The sequence below is a fragment of the Yoonia ponticola genome, from assembly GCF_014199395.1.
Classification (GTDB): Bacteria; Pseudomonadota; Alphaproteobacteria; order Rhodobacterales; family Rhodobacteraceae; genus Yoonia; species Yoonia ponticola.
In genome coordinates, this window is sequence record NZ_JACIJM010000014.1 from 26,091 (window position 1) to 46,937 (window position 20,847).

21 protein-coding genes and 3 pseudogenes are annotated in these 20,847 nt (G+C 57.5%); 6 read left to right on the plus strand and 18 right to left on the minus strand.

Annotated elements, in window-relative coordinates:
* Positions 1-125: 125 nt before the first annotated feature.
* Positions 126-1,268: an HPP family protein gene (locus tag FHS72_RS16775; protein ID WP_074637390.1), complete on the minus strand. Its 1,143-nt coding sequence runs from the start codon at positions 1,266-1,268 to the stop codon at positions 126-128.
* 309 nt (positions 1,269-1,577) lie between these two features.
* Here FHS72_RS16775 and FHS72_RS16780 point away from each other — a divergent pair, with 309 nt between their 5' ends.
* Positions 1,578-2,702, plus strand: coding sequence for a DmpA family aminopeptidase (locus tag FHS72_RS16780; protein ID WP_050525648.1), 1,125 nt, complete (start codon positions 1,578-1,580; stop codon positions 2,700-2,702).
* A gap of 278 nt (positions 2,703-2,980) precedes the next feature.
* Here the strand turns inward: FHS72_RS16780 and FHS72_RS16785 are convergent, their stop codons facing one another.
* From FHS72_RS16785 to FHS72_RS18520, 9 genes and pseudogenes are all read right to left on the minus strand, one after another.
* Positions 2,981-3,499, minus strand: a complete 519-nt coding sequence (locus FHS72_RS16785) for a type II toxin-antitoxin system YhaV family toxin (protein WP_132998392.1) — start codon at positions 3,497-3,499, stop codon at positions 2,981-2,983.
* Positions 3,496-3,822: a type II toxin-antitoxin system PrlF family antitoxin gene (locus tag FHS72_RS16790; RefSeq protein WP_005668772.1), complete on the minus strand. Its 327-nt coding sequence runs from the start codon at positions 3,820-3,822 to the stop codon at positions 3,496-3,498. The genes FHS72_RS16785 and FHS72_RS16790 overlap by 4 nt, the downstream gene beginning before the upstream one ends.
* 125 nt (positions 3,823-3,947) lie before the next feature.
* Positions 3,948-4,601, minus strand: a complete 654-nt coding sequence (locus FHS72_RS16795; RefSeq protein WP_132998393.1) for a DUF6927 domain-containing protein — start codon at positions 4,599-4,601, stop codon at positions 3,948-3,950.
* A gap of 103 nt (positions 4,602-4,704) precedes the next feature.
* Positions 4,705-5,298, minus strand: coding sequence for a regulator (locus FHS72_RS16800; protein ID WP_074637398.1), 594 nt, complete (start codon positions 5,296-5,298; stop codon positions 4,705-4,707).
* A gap of 76 nt (positions 5,299-5,374) precedes the next feature.
* Positions 5,375-7,357, minus strand: coding sequence for a ParB/RepB/Spo0J family partition protein (locus FHS72_RS16805; protein ID WP_183530910.1), 1,983 nt, complete (start codon positions 7,355-7,357; stop codon positions 5,375-5,377).
* A gap of 155 nt (positions 7,358-7,512) precedes the next feature.
* The gene (locus FHS72_RS16810) at positions 7,513-7,902 is read right to left on the minus strand and encodes a DUF3768 domain-containing protein (RefSeq protein ID WP_055296357.1); all 390 of its coding nucleotides are present in this window, start codon (positions 7,900-7,902) and stop codon (positions 7,513-7,515) included.
* 87 nt (positions 7,903-7,989) lie between these two features.
* Complete coding sequence (locus tag FHS72_RS16815) at positions 7,990-8,199, minus strand: DUF6330 family protein (protein WP_076534281.1); 210 nt, start codon at positions 8,197-8,199, stop codon at positions 7,990-7,992.
* Positions 8,200-8,222: 23 nt separating this feature from the next.
* Complete coding sequence (locus FHS72_RS16820) at positions 8,223-9,161, minus strand: ArdC family protein (protein ID WP_183530911.1); 939 nt, start codon at positions 9,159-9,161, stop codon at positions 8,223-8,225.
* A gap of 40 nt (positions 9,162-9,201) precedes the next feature.
* A pseudogene (locus tag FHS72_RS18520) lies at positions 9,202-9,609 on the minus strand (hypothetical protein).
* A 354-nt stretch (positions 9,610-9,963) separates the two neighbouring features.
* On the opposite strand from FHS72_RS18520, the pseudogene FHS72_RS16825 reads away from it, so the two are divergent.
* A pseudogene (locus FHS72_RS16825) lies at positions 9,964-10,234 on the plus strand (hypothetical protein).
* A gap of 28 nt (positions 10,235-10,262) precedes the next feature.
* Here FHS72_RS16825 and FHS72_RS16830 read toward each other — a convergent pair.
* Positions 10,263-10,619 (minus strand): hypothetical protein, encoded by a 357-nt coding sequence (locus FHS72_RS16830; protein ID WP_183530912.1) that lies wholly within the window; start codon positions 10,617-10,619, stop codon positions 10,263-10,265.
* Between the two features lie 244 nt (positions 10,620-10,863).
* On the opposite strand from FHS72_RS16830, the pseudogene FHS72_RS16835 reads away from it, so the two are divergent.
* A pseudogene (locus tag FHS72_RS16835) lies at positions 10,864-11,564 on the plus strand (IS6 family transposase).
* A 71-nt stretch (positions 11,565-11,635) separates the two neighbouring features.
* Here the strand turns inward: FHS72_RS16835 and FHS72_RS16840 are convergent.
* The 4 genes from FHS72_RS16840 to repA all read right to left on the minus strand — a co-directional run bounded on the left by FHS72_RS16840 (position 11,636) and on the right by repA (position 15,522).
* A complete protein-coding gene (locus FHS72_RS16840; protein WP_221235458.1) occupies positions 11,636-11,788 on the minus strand; it encodes a hypothetical protein in 153 nt (50 codons plus the stop codon).
* Positions 11,789-12,012: 224 nt separating this feature from the next.
* Complete coding sequence (gene repC, locus FHS72_RS16845; protein ID WP_183530914.1) at positions 12,013-13,116, minus strand: plasmid replication protein RepC; 1,104 nt, start codon at positions 13,114-13,116, stop codon at positions 12,013-12,015.
* 226 nt (positions 13,117-13,342) lie between these two features.
* Positions 13,343-14,320, minus strand: coding sequence for a plasmid partitioning protein RepB (repB, locus tag FHS72_RS16850; protein WP_183530915.1), 978 nt, complete (start codon positions 14,318-14,320; stop codon positions 13,343-13,345).
* On the minus strand, positions 14,320-15,522 hold the full coding sequence (gene repA, locus FHS72_RS16855) for a plasmid partitioning protein RepA (RefSeq protein ID WP_183530916.1): 1,203 nt from the start codon (positions 15,520-15,522) through the stop codon (positions 14,320-14,322). Before repA ends, repB begins: the two co-directional genes overlap by 1 nt.
* 386 nt (positions 15,523-15,908) lie before the next feature.
* Between repA and FHS72_RS16860 the strand changes: the two genes are divergently transcribed.
* Entirely contained in the window at positions 15,909-16,619 is a 711-nt protein-coding gene (locus FHS72_RS16860; protein WP_183530917.1) for an IS6 family transposase, read from the plus strand.
* Here the strand turns inward: FHS72_RS16860 and FHS72_RS16865 are convergent.
* The 3 genes from FHS72_RS16865 to FHS72_RS16875 form a co-directional block, all read right to left on the minus strand.
* A complete protein-coding gene (locus FHS72_RS16865; protein WP_246414843.1) occupies positions 16,595-17,947 on the minus strand; it encodes an SAM-dependent methyltransferase in 1,353 nt (450 codons plus the stop codon). The genes FHS72_RS16860 and FHS72_RS16865 overlap by 25 nt on opposite strands.
* Before the next feature lie 242 nt (positions 17,948-18,189).
* Complete coding sequence (locus FHS72_RS16870) at positions 18,190-18,858, minus strand: RNA polymerase sigma factor (protein ID WP_008282897.1); 669 nt, start codon at positions 18,856-18,858, stop codon at positions 18,190-18,192.
* Between the two features lie 41 nt (positions 18,859-18,899).
* Positions 18,900-19,151 (minus strand): hypothetical protein, encoded by a 252-nt coding sequence (locus FHS72_RS16875; protein ID WP_162655213.1) that lies wholly within the window; start codon positions 19,149-19,151, stop codon positions 18,900-18,902.
* On the opposite strand from FHS72_RS16875, the gene FHS72_RS16880 reads away from it, so the two are divergent.
* Complete coding sequence (locus tag FHS72_RS16880; protein WP_246414844.1) at positions 19,150-20,004, plus strand: DMT family transporter; 855 nt, start codon at positions 19,150-19,152, stop codon at positions 20,002-20,004. The two genes, FHS72_RS16875 and FHS72_RS16880, sit on opposite strands and share 2 nt — an antisense overlap.
* A gap of 207 nt (positions 20,005-20,211) precedes the next feature.
* Positions 20,212-20,838, plus strand: coding sequence for an RNA polymerase sigma factor (locus FHS72_RS16885; RefSeq protein WP_183530919.1), 627 nt, complete (start codon positions 20,212-20,214; stop codon positions 20,836-20,838).
* Positions 20,839-20,847 lie beyond the last annotated feature (9 nt).

The window sequence follows — 20,847 nt, forward strand, 5'->3', positions numbered from 1 at the left end:
AGGGTTTATTGAAGCGCCAAACGAAGAATTTGTGAGCTCTCCAATGTTTTTTTTCGGGAGGCGTGCGAAAATCTACTTGGTTAATGCATTTCATAACTCATGCGAGAATTTCGTAATTCTATAGATTATTTATCCAGACTTTTCCGCGCCAACGCGCTGATCAGATCCGTGCGTGTGACGATCCCTATTAGTTGACCGCGCTCTAAGACGGGGACGGCGTCAACAGCTCCGTCAGCCATCTGGGTAAGCAGCGCCGACAAGGGGGTGTCTGCGGTTGCACGTGGTCCGCCGACGCTCATGATATCAGTTGCTTGCACAGGTATTTCACGGCGGCGGTCAAGCAGTCGGTGTAATGCCTTCCCGAAGCCGCGCTTGAGGCGCAAACTATCCTCACGAGCCCGGTCGATGAGATGTATTTGAAAGATAACCCCCAGAAATCGGTCTGCACCCCCTACGACCGGCAATGCTGTAAACCGGTAACGCCGGAACAAATCTGCTATCTCTGTTAAAGGCGTTTCCGGCTGAACCGTAATCAGATTGTGCGACATGATATCAGCGGCGACCGTTGGCCCCGACCTTTGGGCTGCCACCTGCATTTCCGCAGCACCAAGCAAGCGCGCCAGATCCTCGACTCCAAGATTGAAAGATTGTTTATAGCGGCCCAAAATGTCGGACAGTTCTGCCTCAGTTAATCCAAGACGCTTCATTGGCTCAAGGTCTTGCGTCCCATAACGGTTAGGATCATCGAACTGGCGGAATGGATAGTGTCGCCCTGTCATGCGTCCGTATACCATGGCAATGAGGACCAAAACGACCGTGCCGATCCCAATCGGCATAAGGGCAAAATAAAACCCTAACTCCTGCACCGCGTCAGGGCTCATTGCTACTGTCATCGCGACGGCACCAGCCGGTGGGTGTAACGCACGACACAGTATAGTCACGGTAATTGCCAAGCCCACAGCTAAAGCAATACGTAGAACGGGGTCCTGCACGACCAGACATACCGCAACACCGACCAAGGCGGCGGTAACGTTGCCGATAATCGCCGACCACGGTTGAGCCAGCGGGCTGTTCGGAACGGCAAAAAGAAGAACCGAACTCGCTCCGAACGGCGCGACCAAATATAAGCCAAGCGTCAAATCAATCGTTGGTGCGAGAACAAAGGCTCCAGCCAAAGCAAGCCCGACGAATGCACCAAGGCCCGCTCGAAGGGCTTCGACAGGCGAACTTTTCGCGACGGCAGGACCAAATGAACCAAGATGAGACAGAGCAAGAACTTTCAGTTTGCGGTAGGCTCGCTCTTTCAGAAATTAAGAAAATTGGCAACGCCTGCTAAGTCTGCACTACGAACCTAAAACCCCTATAACGTCTGATCCTCTATTTGCAGCTGTGGCGAAGGTCAGCTGTGAGCCCAAAATACCGGATGCTGCGGACTCGTCGAACGTCCTGTCTAGCCAGGTGACTTCAAGCAAATCGTCAATTCGGTCTTAGCGCGTGCCTACCGAAATTGAGGGTTTGAGATGCAGGTGATTTCTGATCTAGGCTGACGAGATCAATTCATCAGGTAGCAAAACAGCATGATAAATGAGACAAGTGACCTTGCCCGGTCTGAAAGGCCCAAAACGCTGCGGGCCAGAACACTCGGTCTGAAGCTCGACGGTAGCACAGGGCAGTGGAATTCGATTACAGATGTCGAGGGTGTTTCAGTTGGGTACACGACGCTGATCAGTGGCAGCGGCGCACTCGAAGTCGGTTCTGGGCCAATTCGAACCGGGGTGACAGCCATCTTGCCCAGACCGACAGATCAGCTTTGCGATCCAGTAATGGCAGGCATATTCAGTTTGAACGGAAACGGAGAGCTTACCGGGTCGCACTATATCGAGGAAACTGGAAAGTTTTCCTTGCCTATAGCTATTACGAACACGCATTCCTGCGGTCTTGCACGTGATGCGGTCATCAAATGGGCTGCCGCAAGGTTCCCTGATGTCTATGCCGACGGATTTGCGCTTCCGGTCGCCGCCGAAACCTATGATGGATTTCTGAATGACATCAACGGGTTTCACGTCACAGACGCACATGTAATTTCCGCAATCGAACATGCCACGACTGGCCAGATACAAGAAGGCAGCGTTGGTGGCGGCACGGGGATGAAGTGCTTTGGTTTCAAGGCTGGATCAGGGACTTCCTCGCGGTTGGTGCAGTTTGATGGCCACACTTATACGGTCGGCACATTTGTACAGGCCAACTTTGGCGGCCGGACAGACCTGACCGTACTGGGCTATCCTCTGGGTAAAGAGATGAAAGAACCCGCTATGGTCAGGAATACTCATGACCCTGATTTAAGTTCGATCATCGTCGTAGTCGCGACTGACGCGCCAATTCTGCCGCATCAACTGAAGCGTTTGGCGCGCAGGGCGACGCTTGGGGTCGGCAAAACCGGCGGCATTGGCCGACACGGGTCCGGAGACATCTTCTTGGCATTCTCGACAGGGAACACAGTTCCGGATTTTCGCGCTTCCGAGCGCTTGCTTCGCCTTGAGATGGTACCGGATGAACATCTTGACAGGTTCTTCGAGGCGGTCGTCCAATCCACTGAAGAGGCGATACTGAACAGTATGATCGCAAATTCGGACATGACCGGTCGCGACGACAACTTTGTGCCAGCAATTCCACACCGAGAACTCTTGCGCGTAGGATTGTAGGTCCAAGGGGATAGCCCCCCGACCAGCCACAAAGCCGACCTTGGATCAACAGCGTCGAATTCACACTTTGTCCGCATCATGCCAGTTCGTACACGATGCAGCGAACGGCAGGTGTACGGATAGGGAGGGACTTCTGAGAATTTCACCTACCAGCCATGTGATAAACCAATGTCGCCTATTTCACTCGGCCGAATGGTGAAGGGAGATTGAAACGCAGAACGACCCCCTTACTGGCAGCCTTAGCGTGGGATTCGGCTCCTTCAGGCATTCGACCCCACTTACCGATAGGGCACCGCTTCAAGGGAAGTTTCGAACCGCTTGTCCGCCGCCGCCGCTTCTTTCAAGAGCGCGTCGAAATTGTCAGGTGGATTGCCATCTTCCAGCATCCCTTTGAACGTCGCATAGGCATCCGTCTTGCTGCCGTAGGCGCGCAGGGTCTTATCGTCGTTCACCCAGGCCACCACGATGACCTTGGCATCGCTGTTGAAGCGGTAGAACAATCGATACTGCTGGAAGAATTTCGCCCGGAACCAGTGCTTGCGGTGATCGCCGAGTGTGCCGCCTTGCCGGAAGGCGGCGGCACCCGGATCTGCCGGTATAGCCTCGGTGACCAGCTTGAAGATGGCTGCCAGCCGTTTCGTGGGGTTTTTCTTACGCCAGGTCTTTGGATCGCGTACCTTACGCGCTTCAACCTCCTCGATCAGCCCTTCGAGCTGGTCCAGAAAGAGCGGATGCGCATAGATCGACCATCCGTTTACGACAAGGGGCGTTTGGGCGGGCACGCTATCGCCGCTCATTCATCCTCGAGCGATAGCGGCGCATCGAGATCGACGTCAACGTCGCCGACCAGTGCTGCAAGACGGTCATGCAAAGCCCCATCGAACGCCCGAATGCGGTCCGGATGCGCCTTGATATCGGCCTCGACAAAATCGAGAAAGGCTCCGAGCACGGGATCTTCCTCGTCGCTGCGCACGGGCTCGATATAGACCCTGCCACTCGGCTCGGTGCAGTAACGAATCTGGTCGCCCTTGCCCAGCTTGAGTTGCTTGCGAACACCCGCCGGCACGGTCGTCTGATACCGATCCGTGAGTTTCGAGACATCTTGTGCGAGCGCTGTCATGGCAGTCTCCTGAAAGAGAGGGATCTTTGCTGCCTGCGATAGGTAATGCATTTGCATTGCCTTGTCAAGACAAGCCGCAGCATCTGCTGTCGCCGGGCAGGTCGATGACCCGTCCGGCGCAGGACCTAATTTCGCCTCGCCAGGAACTCCGCCAGCACCGGGCTAGCCGCACCTTTCGCGGAGCTGAGCAGCTCCGAGCCTGCAAGCGAGGCCTTCGACAGGCGTACGAGCCCACCGGTTTCCTCGATGCGGTAGCAGCGGCGTTTTTGCCGCCCCCGCTTGTAGTGCGTCGCGGTGACGATCTGACATGTACTGCCATCGGTGAGCGTCACAGGTGCTGCGAGCTTGATCTTGTCGCCTTCCTCGTAGTCCGGGATCGCAGCCCAGTCCTGGCAGCGCTGGCGCCAGGCATGAGCATAGCTGTCTGGGTCTTTCAGCTCGGACAGCAGGGCCAATAGGCTCAGTGGCGCGCGGGATTCGACCGGTCCCGCGCTTTCCTCCATGTCCTTGTAGCCCCAGCAGCCGTCATCATATCGGGTAAGGAATACGGCGGCGAAAGTGATGGAGCCATCCGCATCGGTCATATAGGTCGTGTCTTCGACAGGGGTGCCGTCGATATTTGTGACCTTTGCCGCCGCGTACCAAGTCGAACCCACCTTGCAGGCTTTGACCAGTTCCGTCTTGCGCCTTTCGCCATGAGAGGTGCAGAGCCGGGCGATTTCCGCTTTCTCATCCGCGTAGGTCTGGACGCGGCCGTCGGTGTAGAAAAGCCAACCCATTTCAGAGTCCTTTCTCTCGTTTGGGAAAATTGTTGTCGCCAATGTCCCGAGAGGGCCGCAGGCCCGGCAGGGTATTGGCGATGCTTGTTTGAGAAAGGGCGGGTTACGCCACCCTCCGATCGTCGATCTCCATGAGCGCATCAAGCGGCACGCGATAGGGCTGCATGGCGTCGAAATCCTCGCAATTGCCGCAGTTCTGCACGATCGCGAAGGTGTCGCAGGCATCCTTGAGGATGACCCGGAAGGTGCCGCCGAGGCCCGAGGGCACCTCGTAGGTCCCGCCGATGAGATAGTCCGAGGCCCGGCGCACGAAGACGCGGATGCTGTGGCCATCGGTGGCGAGCCGGATCGCCCCCTGCCCTCGGTCGATGAGCACCTGCACATCGTCCAGGATGTCGGTGTAGAACTGGCCGGTCAGATCGCGAAACGCCATGCGGCGCTGCGCCATCCAGTCGGTGTCCCGAAACGGGTTCATGCCGTCGGCGAAGGCGAAGGAGGGATCGGCCTGTTCGGTGGTGACGATACGGGTGGTCGTGCCATCGATGCCGTTCGAGCGCAGATGCACGCCGTTGCCGACGATGAGGATCAGGGCGGGCCTGTCCACGGGCCCGTTCCAGTTGGGCAGGAAGGTTTTGCAGGCACGCGCGTGGGCGATCTGCGCTGCGACAGCGGAGGCAGAGAACTTGAGAATAGCCATGGGGATGTCTTTCCGTTGGGTGTGGGAGGGTCGACCCGCGCGGGCGGCGTGGTCCACGCGCGGGTCGCGTGATGGCTCAGGCCGCTTGCGCGACCTCGCTGTCAGGCTCCGGGGTTTCCGCAGCGGGCTCCGCCTCCTCAAAGGCGACACCGGCGGTCTGCATCATCGGTGGGCACCAGGCGGCCACCGCGGCGCGCTGCGCGTCCGTGAGCGTGGCGAAGGGCTCGGCGAAGAGCTTGTCGCAGAAGGCGACGATCTCCTTCTTGCTCGACGAGGCGAGCGTCACAGCCTCCTGGGCCAGGCCCAAATCCTCGCCGAGGATCTTCAGGAGCCAGGCCTTCTTGAAGCGGTTGAAGAGCGCCGCATTCGGCGTCCAATGCGCGCGGATATCGGGCATGATCTCGATTTCGAAATCATGCATCAGGCTGTCGCGCTGGCGGTCCCGTGCGAAGCAGGACTGCGTGGTGCTGGCGGTGGCATAGGCGACGAGCTTGGCCTTCTCGCCGGCCTTCAGCGCGCGAAACGCCGCAAACTGATCGGCGGGCGCGCGGCTGTCATCGAGCCAGGACAGATCAAGCGCATCATGCGCCGCCGCCACCTGCTCAAGCGAGGTCTCGTCGATCTCGTCCATCTTGGCATGGCTGCGGTATTCCTTGCGGGCATCGATCTTGATCGCCTGCGTGACACTCATGCCGCTGGCCAGAACGTCGCTCACCAGCTTGAAGAGCGTCAGATCGAGCGTGGCTTCCGGATGCAGCGCCATCGCGGCCCCAAGCGCCATGGCTCGCTCGGTCTTGAGGTCCTCAGCCAGTGAGGCCGGGTAGGTGATTTCGCCGGCGTCCGGTGCCTCCTCCCCCGTCGGGTTACTTGAGGAGCCGCGTGCGCCCTCCTCTTTGACGGTGTCCTCGGGGCGGACGAGGCCAACATGGAGCGTGATCTGCCCACCCTGCCACGACGCGATCACCCCGGACCGCGCGAGGTCCTCGGCGCTGTAGGCCTCCTGCAGGTCGCGGGCTTCCTCTTCCAGAGCGTCGACGCGGTCGTAAAGGGCATTGTAGGCACCGTCCTCGAGCCCCTCATTCTCCATCTCGAGCTGCAATTTCTCAAGCTCGGCGGTAATCTCATCAATGCGCTTCTGGGCAGCCTCATCCGGCTCGATCGGGCCGGGATAGACGCGGCCGTAGTCGGCCATGGTCGCGTAATCATAGCGCACCATCGCATCGGCCCAGGCAAATCCCAGCCTCATACGGGCCTCTTCGGCAGCAGCACCGAGCTTCTCGAGCAGGATGGTCTCGACCAGCGCCGCATCCTCGAGCACGGAATGCTCTTCCAGAAGGTCAGCAGCGACGGCACCGCCGCGCGCTTCATAGTCCGCGCGCACGAAAGCTCCGATATCGTCACTGACCTGCACACCGCGGGATTTGAGGGCCTGACGGACCGTGTAGGCCTGCAAATAGCCGCCGTCTTTCGTGAGCGCCTCGAAGACCTCGCGCTGCACCTCCTGGCTCGGGTGCTCGGCGAAGGCCTTCATCGTGTCGAGCGTGATCACCTTGCCCCGGGCCGCGGCGCGGATGTCGGGGTGGATCAGGCCATAGCGCAACCGGCCCTTCACGGCCGCCACCGTGGTGCCGAAGGTCTTTGCGATCGTCTCGGGCGTCTGGCCGTCGACCTCCATCATCCGGGCGAAGGCCTCGAACTCGTCGATGGCATTCATCGGTGCTTGGGTGATGTTCTCGGCGAGCGACAGCGCCGTGGTGACGTCGCAGTCTTCCGGCACGAGGCGGCAGTCGATCTTGGTTTTCGCGGTGAACCCCTTGGTGGCCTTGTCGGCGATCAGCTCCTTCAGGGCTGCATGGCGCCGTCCGCCGGCGAGGACAGCATATTTGCCGTCAAGCTTCTGGACCAGGAGCGGCTGCAGGAGACCCAGAACGGCGATGCTGGCCTTCAGATGCGCGATGTTCTCGGGGTCATAAGTTTCCGGAGAGTTGCTGCGCACATTGGCGGGATGCGGGACGAGATCGCCGATAGCGACGGTAAGGGGAGCAAAGCTTGTGGTCATGGGATATCCTTCCAGGAGGGTGAGGTGTGGCCCGCGCGCTCACGCGCGTGACCAATCCCCGGCTTCAGGGATCACCACGACAAAAGGCCCACTTTCCCTTTGAGGGGTCAGTGGGCCTTCATCGCCTGGGGTTTCAGGAGGGGGTGTCCCCTGCCCTACCAGTCGCGCGCCAGCATGATGGTGAGCACGCGGACGGTGGTGGCGGGATTGTCTGGGGTCTCCGCCCCGTAGCGGAAGTCCGAATCCGCCTCATAGAGATCGATTTTCCAGAACACGGTCTCGCCCCGGATCTCGACCGCCCCGAAATCATGCCAGCCTTCTGGGTCATTCTCAGGCTCGAACGTGGCAAACTCACCGGTTGCCTTCACCGCCTCGGCCATGAAGCCGTCACCGGCCTCCATAAGCGCGCGGGTGACATGCATGCGGCCCTGGATGGGCGGCGCAGGCGGCACCCCAAGGCACGCGAGCTTGCGAAACGCGTCGTTTTGCGCCGCGATCACGGTCGGATCCGGAAGGTCTGGCTGGGGTTGAACATTCATGGACATGTGGATCTCCTTTGAGAAGTTGAAACACGCTTCCCAAAGCCTGCTTTTTCTTTTCTGCTTGGCGGCAGGACCGAAGGAGAAGGTGCCCTACCCGAACATTCCCTTGGGTCTGTAATTCGGGTTCGGGATGGTCTCGACCCAGCCGCCTTGGTCCGTGATGGCCTCGAGCGCTGCCGAAAGCGGATACGCGCCCTCGGACGAGCTCCACCAATAGGCGCCGCGTTTGAAGGTGATGATCTTGCGGCGGCCATCTTTGAAGCAGGCCACCCGCAGCGTCTTGGGTTCCTTGCATGACATGGAAGTCTCCGTTCTCCGTGTGGTCAGGCCGCTTTGGCGCTGCGCCCTGCCCTGCCCGCCTCCGATCTGGCGATCAAGTAGTCGCAAGCGCGCTGTGCATCTGCGGCGTGCTTGAAGATCGCACCCTTGTCCGACCGAAGAACGCGCAACCAATTGTGGAGGTAGGCGGCATTCATCTCGAGCGTATGCGCCGTGAAGCCGAGCGTCTGACCCAGGAACACCGAGGTCAATTCCGCGACGATCTCCTCGCGCGCATAGGACGTGTTGCCAAACTTCGAGAACCCGAAATCGCGGTTCAGTCGATGGGGAGCTTTCGTGGCATGGGCCAGCTCATGGGCCCAGACCCCGTAGAAATTGCGCGGGTCCTGGAACCGCGTGATGGATGGCATGTAAACCTTGTCCACGGGGGGCAAATAGTACGCCTCCGTGCCCGTGAAGACAGTTGTGATGTCGATGGCATCGAAAAACGCCTGCATGTGCGGGATGGGCTCGGACGGCGGATGCTCGGGCACGGGCTCCGGGTCAGGGTAGAAGCTGTCGGGCAAGCCCTCGATCTGGCAGGCATTGAACACACGGTAGGATTTCTGGAAGCGGAAGATACGGGCTTCCTCGGAGTGATCATCCCCGTCGCTGTGATCATGCTCATCGCCGGCGTCTCTCCGGCTTTGACCGTAGTAAACGACGACAGCGGATTTCTCGCCCTTGCGGACCTTTGCGTCCAAGGCATTGGCCTGCGGCAACGTCATCCAGAAGGGAGAGCTGTGGCCCGCCATCACGGTCCGCATGGTCAGCAGGAAGTTGTTCACTCCCTGGTAGGGTTCACCGCCCACGCGCAGGGGGCGAGAGCTGCCACCTGCGGTCCATGGCTTGCGCCACGGCAGGACGCCGCGCTCGATGATGCGGATGATTTCGTTTGTGATGACCTCGGAGGCATCGAATTTGGGCGTGCGGGATCGGGCCATGGCTGGCCTCCTTTCGAGTGTTGATGAGAGTGAGTGGTGACTAGGTTGACCGACCGAGGCGCGGATCATTGGTGATGCTCACGCCAAGCTGTTCGACCATGTCAATGTAGGTGATCAGCGATACAGAACTGCCAAGCCCCCAAGGTTCAGGGTCGGATATCGATGAACGAGGTCCCTCGTGCGACCGCAAAAGCGGCCAAGGGGAAGCGCTCGATCGGCGCGAGGGTCGAAACGGTCGTCCAGCCGAGGTGGAGGAAAGTCCCACCCTCTCCGCAAATCACATGCGCGTGTGGCAATGCTGCCGCTTGCCTGAGATAGCCGAGATCATGCAGGACAGTCTCGCGCTCGAGCCGTTGTGCCTGCCCCGTCTGGCAGTTCGGCGTAGTTTCTTGTGTCGCCACCACGAAGCAGCTTTCGCGCGCAACATGCGCAAGATACCTGTTTGCATCGGCATGTCCTTTATCCGAAAGGACACACCGGAATCCGGCCCGGACCCATCTGAGGGACCCCAAAGGCCCTCATCCGTCAGTCACAAAACCCGAAGAACACTTTCACTCTTTAGGGATCTGATGCCCAAGAATGTTAAATGCGAAGCACATGAGTACCTAGGATCCAGCACTTTCCAGCATCAGACCCCAATGAGGAACAGGATCAGGCCCGAACACCCTCTTCGAGCACCCCAAAGGACTGACCCTCCCCGGCCCTCCTCTTCCTCTCACCCCCCCCCCTGATTTCTGCAGGCGGCTTGTTTTTGTTCCGGTTATGTTCTTTTCTGAAAGCCACGCTATGAAGGGAGATCCCCGTGAAAAGCACCACTTACGCCCTGCCCGCGACGCCAAAGCAGATCGCCTATGCGGGCGCGCTGGCCTTGCGCAACCAGACGCTTCTGCCGTGGGAGGTTCAGCAAGGTCGGCGCACAAGCCAGGATGAACCTGGGCGCGCAGGACAGCCGCCCGACATCAAAGCAGGTCGCCTTTGTTGAGCGCCTCGCCCGGATCAAGCGCCGTGCCGTGCCGGACGAGTGCTTCCGCGACAAGGGGCTGATGTGGAAGTGGATCGACGGGAACAAGTGAAGCTGGGTAGACCCTGCGGTGATCGAGATTACTTCAGCCGATCAACAACCGATGCCCCGCCCAATCTGGCAAGCGCAATCAGGCTGGACTGGATCTTGGATGTGAAGACGGAACTGAACGTGCCGATGGGCGTGCGGTCCTCCCAGACATAGGACCCCTCCAGAATATCGGTGTTTATCTCGTCCAGCATGACGCACTTGCTGACATGGGTCTCTAACCCCACGCGCTGCGACTCGGTCCGTGGCACCTCTATGAACTTGCGCGACGGCAAGAGCGGCTGCGTGGTGATCGACAGGATGAACACCACAGTCTCGCTATCGGACTTGGCGACAGTGACGGCGATACAAACAGGCCGCGTCTTGCGGCCCTCGGTCTCACCCGCCATCTGTTCGCATTTCCACAGGAACGGATAGCAGAAAACCTATCCAGCGGCAGGCTTAGTCATCCGCCCGCGTCATGTCCCGCTCGAGCCCTTCCATCATCAGCGCCTTGAGATCCTCGGCATCTCGTCGATCATGTGAGCCTGTTGCGTGGCCCCTCGCGCCCGCTGCTGGTACTGGTCCATGCGGTGTTGTCACGTTAACAGTCGTGTGGTTGCTGGCGCATTGATCTAGGCGTAGGGGATTTCGATGCAGGTATTGAAAATCAGCTACAAGCGCCACCGGTTCCCCCCTCAGATCATCGGTCATGTTGTCTGGCTCTACGTCCGGTTCAACCTGAGCCTGCGCGAGGTCGAGGAGATGATGCTAGCACGTGGCGTGGACGTCTCGACTATCCGGCGCTGGACTGTCAAGTTCGGCCCTCTGATCGTCCACGTCCTGCGGCGACGGCGGCCGCGGCCGCGGCCCGGCGATGTCTGGCACTTAGACGAAGTCGTCGTGAAAATCGCGGGCCGGTCATATTGGCTGCGGCGCGCGGTCGATTAACACGGCATCGTCCTAGAGGAAATCCTTCAATTCAGGCGAGACAAGCGCGCGGCAAAGTGGCTTTTGGTCTAACTGATGAAACGCTGGGGCTTCGTTTCCCAAAGGATTGTTACGGACAAGCTGCGCTCCTACGGGGCAGCAAAACGCGAGGTCGCGCCTGGCCTTGATCATTGGTCAAACAAGGGCTGAATATCCGCGCAGAAAACAGCCATTTGCCTTTCCGAAAACGAGAGCGGGTGATGCAGGGTTTCCGATCGCCGGGTAGTTTACAACGTTTCGTCTCGATGCAATCTGCAACCCGCAATTCCTTCTCCGTACCAGTCCGCCGTCGTTCCGCTCTCACCATTCGCTACCATCGACCCGAAGCATTCGAGGTGTGGAAATCCGCGGCAAACGTCCCTTGATCAACGATCGGCACGCCAACTTGCAAGCTCAGCGAGTTAACGTGACAACACCGGTAGGCGTCCGCGCGCCGTCACACCGGCTCTCCCAAGACCGCCTGCAACCGGTCGTCGCCGAGGCTGTCATGCGAGGAGATGCGTTCCTCGCTTCTTTCAATGGTGGCGATCGCTAACTGTGACAGGAGCGAAAAGATGCCAGAGTTGATGCCGTCGGTCACCTTGATCATTCGTGCCGAGGAGGCAGCGTGAGCGTGCTTATCAGCCCGTTCAGATACTCGCCCTCTCGCCTGGGCGGCAATGCAAAGGCCTCGAAGTGGCGCACCGGCTGTTCATCGGTGCGTAGCGCGTTGCCCAGAAAGGGCCACATGTCAGGGATCGCGCCTATTCGCGATAGCAATCGTCATGAACGACTTTTCAACGGCGTTCGGGTAAGAAAATTGTCCGCGGACAATTACAGGTTCATACTTGGATAGCTCTGGGCCGTGGCGAGACGCCGTATTAACCTTTCGGGGCTAAAATCGGCACTCTTTGAACCAGTGGTGATTGATCGAAAGTATGCACCCACTGCTCGAATCCTGTCATGGAACTGCATAATCGCCCAAACTGTCGCTGCGGCTCTTAGTGCGCCGAGGCGTTTATGCGCTGCTTCATAGCTTTGGCTGGTGATCCCAATCATTGGAGCAAGGGTTCGAGCGTGGCTAACGACATCATGCATCGTTTCTACTCTTTTCAACGAAAATTCGGCCGCGACGGGGCAAGCGAATAACAACTCTGGGATGGAGATTGGAGCGTCTGAAGTTGGAGATAACTTTTCATTTTTTAGAGCAACCTTCTCTTTATCAATAAGTTCTTTATTTGACTTATGATGGTGTCGGACAAATTGACCGTCATTGGCGGTCATAGTTGTTGTTAAACTAGAACTCGGATCATTCGTAGACTCGGCTGCGATTTCAGAGATTGCCAGCTCTGAAAGGATCCGTTCACAGTCTTCGAGGGATAACTTACGACGTAGGATACGGAAGGTGTTGAGGGCCCTTTCGTCGTTTGGGTTTTCGGCTAGACACGCGTTCGCCGCTGCGCGGATTTTGGTGCGCAGGTAATCAACTTGTTCTCGCTCTTGCATCACCTCTGCTGCCAATGCCGCAAGTTCATGCAGACGATCAAAGAGTGGCGATAGGTCAAATCCGAACCGCAACGCTTTGCCTTCATGGCTGCTGCGTTTTGTGAAGCGTTTTCTATTTGCGCTGTCGTGGCGAACAAGCAGCCCGATCTCTTGCAACGTTGCTGCGTGGCGCCGGATCGTCCGGTCAGAGATGCCATTGCGTCTAAATGTGAGTGTTGCGTTCGATGCAAACACTGTGTGGTGGTTGCGCTTAGGTGCGAGGCACGAAAGCATTGCGTCTAGGGTTGAAATCACAGAAGCGCTGAGACCCAAGCGGGGGGCCGCATTTCGCAGTGTCGCAACAATGATGTGGCGCTCTGGAATGGAGTTGTCCGCGGACAATAATTCACCGGTCCGCAACCCGGAGGGTGCAGTTGCTTGTTTAAATGCCATGTATTTTTCACGACAACCTGATGTGAAAGGCGCCAATAACCCTGAAAATCAGAAAAAAGGCCGCAAATCTTCAACAACCGAATCGGTTGTTGTTGACTGGCGCGGAGAAGCTGTTAAATCTGAAAGTGCAAAGAACAGATCGGGCTCTCCTTGGGAAACCTTGGGGGGCTCTTTCTTTTTAGGCTGTTGGTGTGCTCCTTTTTTGGTGTTTCTGCTCGGTCGATAATCAGTCAGGCTTTCGCTCTGCCTGCCATGCCTCATAGAGGCGTGTAAGCTCCGCTTCTGCGTTGTTACGCATCCACTGAGCAAATTCTGGGGCTTCAGCCTTCGACAGCTTAACCGTCAAAGCACGGGCCGTTTCTTTCACCTCTGCTATGGCAGTCCCATCACTAAGCTTGATGGCGAGGGTAGGGGAGGGAACGGGTTTACTAGTTGCCTTAGGTTTCAGCATCTGACTAACGGCGCCACAGATCATGCTAAAGCGGTCGTCGGGACTTTTAGTCGCATTAAGCTGAAGTGCTGAGGTAACCTGTTCAAGATCGATGCTGTTGTTACGCGACTGGTCCGCAAGTTCTTCCCAGCGTCTTCGTCCAATGCCATGAGCGGATCCAATCTGCTCAATGACTGACTTTGGAATGGACCGCGCTACTTTGGTCATTCTAGACAACATTGGTTTGTCCACCGCGAGGGCATCAAGAATGATGCCCTGTTCGTATCCACTTGAGGAAAGTTCAGCCGCGAACAGCGCTTTTTCAATGAAGCTGGGATCCAAACGCTGGGTATTTTCTTGCCCCTGGGCGAGGATTGCTTCCTCGTCAGAAAGAGACCTGACAAGTGCTTTCGCAGGGATACCGAGCGATCTCAAAGCCCGCAGTCTACGGCGACCATAGACGATCTTATAGTGTCCGGGTTTGTCCGCAATCGGGCGCACCATGATAGGCACTTGTTGGCCGTGAGCCTTAATGCTTTCAGCTAGCTTTACAACATCAGCATCGCTGAAAGAGAGCCGGTCCTTAGGGCCATTTTCTTCTATGACATCAACCGAGATTTCTCTCACAGCGTTGCTCGCCACATCCTTTAAAGTGGACTTCACGCCACTCATCGCCCCAGTATTAGGAAAACGTACCTTCTGCTCACTGGCTGGAACCGCCGAGTTGTCTGTGTCAGGTGGGGGAGGAGGCTGGAATAGGTTTCGACGGGCCATTAGTCAGTTTCCCTTCCCCAAGCTTGCTGTATTGTGTTTTCGAATTCATCAGCGACACCATTAACTGACTCCAATATCCGGGTTAGAGTCTTTTTCACGACCTGAGAGGGGTCCAATTCATAGATGGTTTGCTGCGTCATCCCAGCGTCTGAGATTGCGGTGGATTTGAGCATTGGTGTAGTCAACACTTGATCCAAGAGAATAGACCTCAAAAAACCTGCCATTTGTGATTGTGGCACGTCGGTTGGCTCATATCGAGCAATCAAGAACTTAAGGAAATTCCAGTCAATAGGTCCGGCTGCCTCCTCAAGGGTCTGGACAGTTTCTCCAGCCATTTCAAGGAATTGCGCCATTGAAGCGACATCCAACATACTGGGAACGACTGTGATCAGAAGGCCTGTAGACGCCAACAAAGCGGTCATGGTTGTAAAGCCAAGCTGAGGCGGGCAATCGATGATGACAAGATCGTAGTTTGCCTCAATCTCGTCGATCGCGATTGCAAGACGTTGAGTAAATGGCGGATCAACCTTGTGCTGAAGCGCGTAGGCTGTTTCGGTCTCATACTCTGATAACAACAGGCCGGCGGGGGCGAGATCAAGATTGTGAAAGTAAGTCTTTCGGATAATTTGGCTCAGCGGCACCGGGTCTTCGTACTTTAACGCGTCATAAACCGTACCGCTTTCCGCGAACTCAATCTCCGGACGGTATCCGAACATAGTAGTCAAGCTTGCCTGTGGGTCCATGTCGATTGCAAGTACGCGATAGCCTCGCAAAGCGTAGCGTTGGGCCAAGTGGATGGCGCTGGTTGTCTTGCTAGAGCCGCCCTTAAAGTTGACAATAGAAATAATCTGAAGGGCATCGTTCTCTCGCCGACCGGGAAGATATGTTTCACCGTTCCGACCAGTCTTCGCCATCACATGGCGAATTTGGTTGATCTCTTGGGCTGTGTAGAGCCTGCGACCTCTGGAATCAGTCTCTACATCGGGAAAATCGCCTTCCTGATGCCGCGTCCGAAGGTTCGACATGCTGATCCCGGTCAGCTCTGAAACCTCTGCAGGATGAAATTTACGCAGCGTCTTTCTGCTATCGGGCTGAAAGCTATTGCGCATATGATTGTTAAGCGCCTCTGACAGGCGGGCAGCGTTCGACGCAATAGATGCGGCGATAGAGTTGGTTTGCGCGATATCTGCGTTTGAATTCATACTGCCCTCACGACCTCTTAGTGGGTCATCTGTATTTCGTCGCTAAACCGCGTGATTTACGTCAAACTGCGACAACTGAACTCATGACACGCAACTTATCCTCAGGCAACAAATTTTTTGCGGGATGCTGCTTTAACAAATGATGTCGCGCTATCAATTTCTTCAAGCTATGACGCTAACAGCATGTTAATGCGAGCTAAAATTAGCTTCGAGCGGCGTTACTCAAGATGTTGTGGAATCTTCTCCGCAACGCTCAATAAGTTGACGCGCTGCGTACATATCGAATCGGTGATTTGTCCCACAAAGCGAAGGATCAAATTGGGGGTTTTGTCCCCGGGCTTTGTCATGTTGTTGACGCGGCCCGGCTGCACGCATAGCCATCGGGCATGATCAGCCAAGTTTCACAGCCGCGTCTGAAGGGCTTCCGGTTCCCTCGGTCCATCATCTCTTATGCCATCTGGGCGTACCATCGGTTTGGCCTGAGCCTGCGCGATGTCGAGGATCTATTGGCGGAACGGGGCGTAATAGTCTCGTATGAAAGCATCCGGGTGTGGTGCCAGCGGTTCGGAACGCAGCTAGCGGCCAAGATCCGTCGCGATCGCCCGGTTCCCGCCGACAAATGGCACCTGGACGAAGTCGTGATTTCAATTCGAGGGCGAAAACATTGGCTTTGGCGAGCGGTCGACGCTAACGGAGACGTACTGGAGATCCTGATGCAAAGCCGCAGAAATGCCCATGCCGCCAAGCGTTTCCTGATGAAGTTAATGAAGCGATGGGGTGTGCCACGCGTCCTCGTGACGGACAAACTGCGCAGCTATGGCGTGGCCGTCCGTGACCTTTGCCCAAGCGTAGATCATCGATCCCACAAGGGTTTGAACAACCGATCAGAGGCGTCGCATCGACACACACGACGAAGAGAAAAAATCATGGGTCGTTTCAAATCCCCACGCCAGGCGCAGCGTCTTCTATCCGTCCATGATCAGACCGCGACCATCTTCCGACCAAAACGCCACCGCCTTTCCGCAGCACCCTACCGCCAATCTCGGGCTGACGCGTTCAGCCTGTGGAACAACTATGCGGCTGAAATGGCTGCTTGAACGGGGCGCGGTTCCTGGTCTCGTCCTGACAAAACAACCTGACAAAGCCCCTTGGCGATATAGTCACGGGTCAGCGGAACCGCATCACGGCGCTTGGCAAGCTGGATCTGGAAGACCATCAACCGCCCATTCCGGAACGCCATTTCGCAGACAGCCAGATAGAATTCCCACATACGGCAGAACCGCTCGTCGTAAAGCATGCGCGCTGTTTCGCGTTCCTGGGCAAATCGTTCGGACCAGTGGCGCAGAGTCTCGGCATAATGCAACCGCAGGACCTCGACATCCGTGACCCACATTCCCGCACGCTCTGCTGCCGCGATGGTTTCGGACAGCGTGGGCAGATAGCCCCCGGGGAAGACGTATTTGCGGATCCACGGATCGCTGCCGCCTTTGGGCGCCATCCTGCCGATCGCATGCAAAAGTGCGACGCCATCGGGCCTGAGAACGCGCTGAAGGGTGGTAAAAAACGCATCGAATCCGCTGCGGCCCACATGCTCGAACATACCTACGGACACGACGCGATCGTATAGCCCATGCTCTTCGCGGTAATCGCGCCGTTCAAAGGCCACCTGATCAAACAGGCCGGTTTGCTGGGCACGTTCGCGGGCAGCGGCAATCTGTTCGGTCGAGAGGCTGAGCCCGGTCACGCGCGCCTCGTGTTGCTGGGCAAGCTCCATCGCCAGCCCGCCCCAGCCCGAGCCGATGTCGAGAACCTCCAGACCGGGTCGCATCAAGAGCTTTGCTGCGATGTGCTTTTTCTTGAAGGCCTGGGCCTCGTCCAACGTTTCGGTCCCGATCGGGAAGTAGGCGCAGGAGTATTGTCGATCCGCATCCAGAAAAAGGTCGTAGAGTTCGGTCGAGATGTCGTAGTGATGCGCCACGTTCGCGTGAGACCGGCTGATCGGATTATGATGCAGCCTGCGGCTCAGGAATGCGTCCAGCCAGCGGGTCAATCGTCTGCCAGGCAATGCGTCGATAGTATCTATGTCGGTCATGCAGATCGAGAGGAGGTCGCGCAGGCTGCCAGTTTCAATGCGCAGCGTCCCGTCCATATAAGCCTCGCCAAGTGCAATGCTGGGGTTCACCAGAAGTTGCACAGGCAGCACCTTTTCGGTCAAACGGACGGAAACGGCGGGTTCGCCGCCGGGGCCGAAATGCCACGTCTGGCCGCAGGGATCGTAGATGGTGAGGCGTCCGTTTTGAACGAGGCGTCGCAGCGATTTGGCGAGCAACCACATGGCCGCCCGTCCCGGTGCGAGACGTCCGGTTTCAATCCGGCTACCTTCTTGTTCAAAGCGTTCGTCGGGAGAGGTTTCGCTATTGGACATGATCGCTTGCTCCGTCTTGTTTTTTGTCGGCAGGCGGCGTCAACCGCCGCTTTCTGATAAAACAGACGAAAGATGACAAGGTTCATTACAGCGCAGCGGCCTGCCGACACGGTGCCCGCGGTGCACAGGCGTGCGTAGGCGGAACCCTTGGAAAACGGATCGGCGTGTCCTCGCTGGCGGACAATAGAACGCGATCCGTGAATTGCAGACACGCCGGTGAGAGAGGGCCAGCACATCGGGGCTCAGTCCGTCGTTTTCGCTCCGGCGTCGTCCTTCATCGCTTGAAAACGAGCGCGGGCCTTTTCCGCTGCGTCGCAATCGCAATCGAGAAAGCCATGAACCGGGCAGGTCAGGCACATCTGTTCCAACCTTGTCTTCAACGCCTGCCGACCCCGGTGAAGGCGGACCGTGATGTTGTTCAAGGTGATGCCAAGGTCTTTGGCGACAGCATCGCGCGGCTGCTCCTGAAGATCGACGCGCCAGATTACTTCGGCATATTCCGGTCTGAGCGTCGGCAACAGCTTGTACAGACAATTGCATATCGCCTCGTCGAGTTCTTCGTCGAACCCGTTTTGGACGCTGTCCAGGTCGGTTGGGGCCATGACTACCTCCCTCTGGCGCCTTCGCGAAACCTTGCGACCGTAGTCGGCGATGGACGACGCCAGAATCTGGCCGAGCCAGCCACGAACGGCGCGCACATCGCGAAGTTGCTCGGAGCGGTCAATGGCGCGCAGCATGAACGTTTGCAGGACATCCTCGGCTGCCTCCGGATCTCCCAGTCGCCGACGCAGGAAATTCAGGATATGCTGCCGACCTTCCACCAGCGAGCGACGGACAGCGATGTCCGCATCCTTGGCGGCTGTGTTGGGCTGATCTGCTGTGGATAACCGATCATTCGGGTCGTGATTCATGATACACCTCTGAAAAGTAAGACGCCGAACCATCGAGAACGTTACACTTTTTCGGGTGCTTCGGGTGACCTGATTGTTGGTGGTTTTGCTGTTGGGTATGCACAGGCGCGGTCTTTTGGAACCCGGGCCAACGGGCGTATGCCCAGGAATGCGTAAGGTTTCGGCTGCCGCAGCGTCTTCTTACTTCGCCCCTGAGTTGGCACATCGGAAAATTTCTGCAATTCCTGCCACTTCTGACTTGGAAAGGAAATCTCGATGTCGCCGACTGTCATAACCAAAATCGTTTTGGCCATGTTCCTGTGGGCGGCGTGCTTTCCGTTGATCACGGCAGGGCTGCAATACTCGCCGCATCTGACTTTTGCGACAATGCGCGCAGTTCTGGCCGGAGCAACTTTGGTGGGTCTGGCCATGATTTTGCGCAGACCATTCCCGCGCGGTTGGCGCACGTGGTTGACCTTGGGGATCGTCGGGATTGGTGCGACAAGTTTGGGATTTCTGGGCATGTTTCATGCAGCAGAATTCGTGTCTCCGGGCCTCGCCACGGTCATCGCAAACGCGCAGCCGCTGCTGGCCGCAATACTGGGTGTTGTATGGCTTGGCGAAAGGCTGCCGAAGGTCGGTTGGGTCGGCCTTTCGATCGGATTCATGGGAATCCTCGTGATCGCGCTGCCGCAATTGCTTGATGGAGGGCAAGAGGGGTCGGCCATCGGTTTCGCCTATATCGTTTTGGCCGCGGTTGGGGTGACCATCAGCAACGTGGCCATCAAGTCCATCGCCGGCAAAGTGGACGGGCTTTTTGCAATGGGGTTACAGTTGCTCATCGGCAGCGCGCCGCTCGCGTTCGCAGCCCTCGCGCTGGAAGATCAAAACGCCATTCAATGGAACGCGGTCTTCACGGCATCGCTTTTGGGGCTGGCGCTGTTCGGCTCAGCGCTGGTGTATTGGCTCTGGTTTTCCGTGCTGGAGGCAGTTGAACTGAACCGGGCGATTGTGTTCAGCTTTCTTGTTCCGATCTTCGGTCTTTCAATTGGTGCCTTGTTTTTCGGGGAACGCCTGTCCGGGATTCAATTTTCCGGTATTGCGCTGGTCATTTTGGGGATCGTGTTCGTCAACTTAAAGGGAACACGGCGGTCTCAAGGTCGATAATACAGAACAACCTGTTAACCTGTTTTCAAACGGTCGTTTCGGCTATTGTCTTCGTCGAAAGCCTGTTTGCTTCGATACGAATGTGTGTTGCTTATTCAGAGTGACGCGCGGAGGGGCAAATTGTACGTTAGAGAGACAATGCTCGAATCAGCGCTGTATCGGCGCTGATCGCACCTTCGCAAACCTCTTGGAAAGGGCAGAGACATCATGGCATCGCAAGACAGTGGCAAGCCCGATGTGCCCGACGCTTCGCCGGAACGCGCCCTGTTGGACGGGCGCGGAGCGTTTATGGGATTTCTGGTCAAACGGCTTGGCAACCGCGCAGATGCAGAGGATGTCCTGCAAGACTTCTGCATCCGCGTGCTGTCACGCAAGGATCAGCTCCGAGACGTCGAACGAATGGATGCGTGGCTCTACACAATCCTGCGGTCCACTTTGAACGATCACTACCGCAAAGGGACCCGGCGCAGCCGCCTGGCGGCGGCGGCGGCGCGCGAACCAGAGGAATGGATTGCCGATGCGCCCTCACAGATGGCGCGGCTGTGCACCTGCCATGGCGGGCTGATTTCCGAACTGCGCCCGGCGGATGCCGAACTGATCCGGCGCATCGATTTCGGCGAAGAGGATCGCGAAAGCGTGGCAGCCGATCTGCGGCTTAACCGCAACGCACTTGGTGTCCGGCTACACCGGGCACGCACTGCTTTGCGCGAGGCGCTTACAACGCATTGCGGCAAGTGCTGCCAAGAGGACCGGGACGATTGTTACTGTCCGCCCGAGGGCTGCGAGAACGACAAACACGAGACTGATTGCGAAGAAGAGGGACAACTATCCTGATCGCAGCGA

Coding starts and splice junctions, on each gene's coding strand:
- FHS72_RS16830 (WP_183530912.1), bottom strand. CDS start 10,619: ATGGCGGGTGAGACCGAGGGCCGCAAGACGCGGCCTGTTTGTATCGCC.
- FHS72_RS16785 (WP_132998392.1), bottom strand. CDS start 3,499: ATGAGCGGCGATAGCGTGCCCGCCCAAACGCCCCTTGTCGTAAACGGA.
- FHS72_RS16805 (WP_183530910.1), bottom strand. CDS start 7,357: ATGACCACAAGCTTTGCTCCCCTTACCGTCGCTATCGGCGATCTCGTC.
- FHS72_RS16870 (WP_008282897.1), bottom strand. CDS start 18,858: ATGAATCACGACCCGAATGATCGGTTATCCACAGCAGATCAGCCCAAC.
- FHS72_RS16790 (WP_005668772.1), bottom strand. CDS start 3,822: ATGACAGCGCTCGCACAAGATGTCTCGAAACTCACGGATCGGTATCAG.
- FHS72_RS16800 (WP_074637398.1), bottom strand. CDS start 5,298: ATGGCTATTCTCAAGTTCTCTGCCTCCGCTGTCGCAGCGCAGATCGCC.
- FHS72_RS16840 (WP_221235458.1), bottom strand. CDS start 11,788: ATGATCAAGGTGACCGACGGCATCAACTCTGGCATCTTTTCGCTCCTG.
- FHS72_RS16815 (WP_076534281.1), bottom strand. CDS start 8,199: ATGTCATGCAAGGAACCCAAGACGCTGCGGGTGGCCTGCTTCAAAGAT.
- FHS72_RS16780 (WP_050525648.1), top strand. CDS start 1,578: ATGATAAATGAGACAAGTGACCTTGCCCGGTCTGAAAGGCCCAAAACG.
- repB (WP_183530915.1), bottom strand. CDS start 14,320: ATGGCCCGTCGAAACCTATTCCAGCCTCCTCCCCCACCTGACACAGAC.
- FHS72_RS16875 (WP_162655213.1), bottom strand. CDS start 19,151: ATGGCCAAAACGATTTTGGTTATGACAGTCGGCGACATCGAGATTTCC.
- FHS72_RS16810 (WP_055296357.1), bottom strand. CDS start 7,902: ATGTCCATGAATGTTCAACCCCAGCCAGACCTTCCGGATCCGACCGTG.
- FHS72_RS16795 (WP_132998393.1), bottom strand. CDS start 4,601: ATGGGTTGGCTTTTCTACACCGACGGCCGCGTCCAGACCTACGCGGAT.
- FHS72_RS16820 (WP_183530911.1), bottom strand. CDS start 9,161: ATGGCCCGATCCCGCACGCCCAAATTCGATGCCTCCGAGGTCATCACA.
- repA (WP_183530916.1), bottom strand. CDS start 15,522: ATGAATTCAAACGCAGATATCGCGCAAACCAACTCTATCGCCGCATCT.
- FHS72_RS16880 (WP_246414844.1), top strand. CDS start 19,150: ATGTTCCTGTGGGCGGCGTGCTTTCCGTTGATCACGGCAGGGCTGCAA.
- FHS72_RS16885 (WP_183530919.1), top strand. CDS start 20,212: ATGGCATCGCAAGACAGTGGCAAGCCCGATGTGCCCGACGCTTCGCCG.
- FHS72_RS16860 (WP_183530917.1), top strand. CDS start 15,909: ATGATCAGCCAAGTTTCACAGCCGCGTCTGAAGGGCTTCCGGTTCCCT.
- repC (WP_183530914.1), bottom strand. CDS start 13,116: ATGGCATTTAAACAAGCAACTGCACCCTCCGGGTTGCGGACCGGTGAA.
- FHS72_RS16865 (WP_246414843.1), bottom strand. CDS start 17,947: ATGTCCAATAGCGAAACCTCTCCCGACGAACGCTTTGAACAAGAAGGT.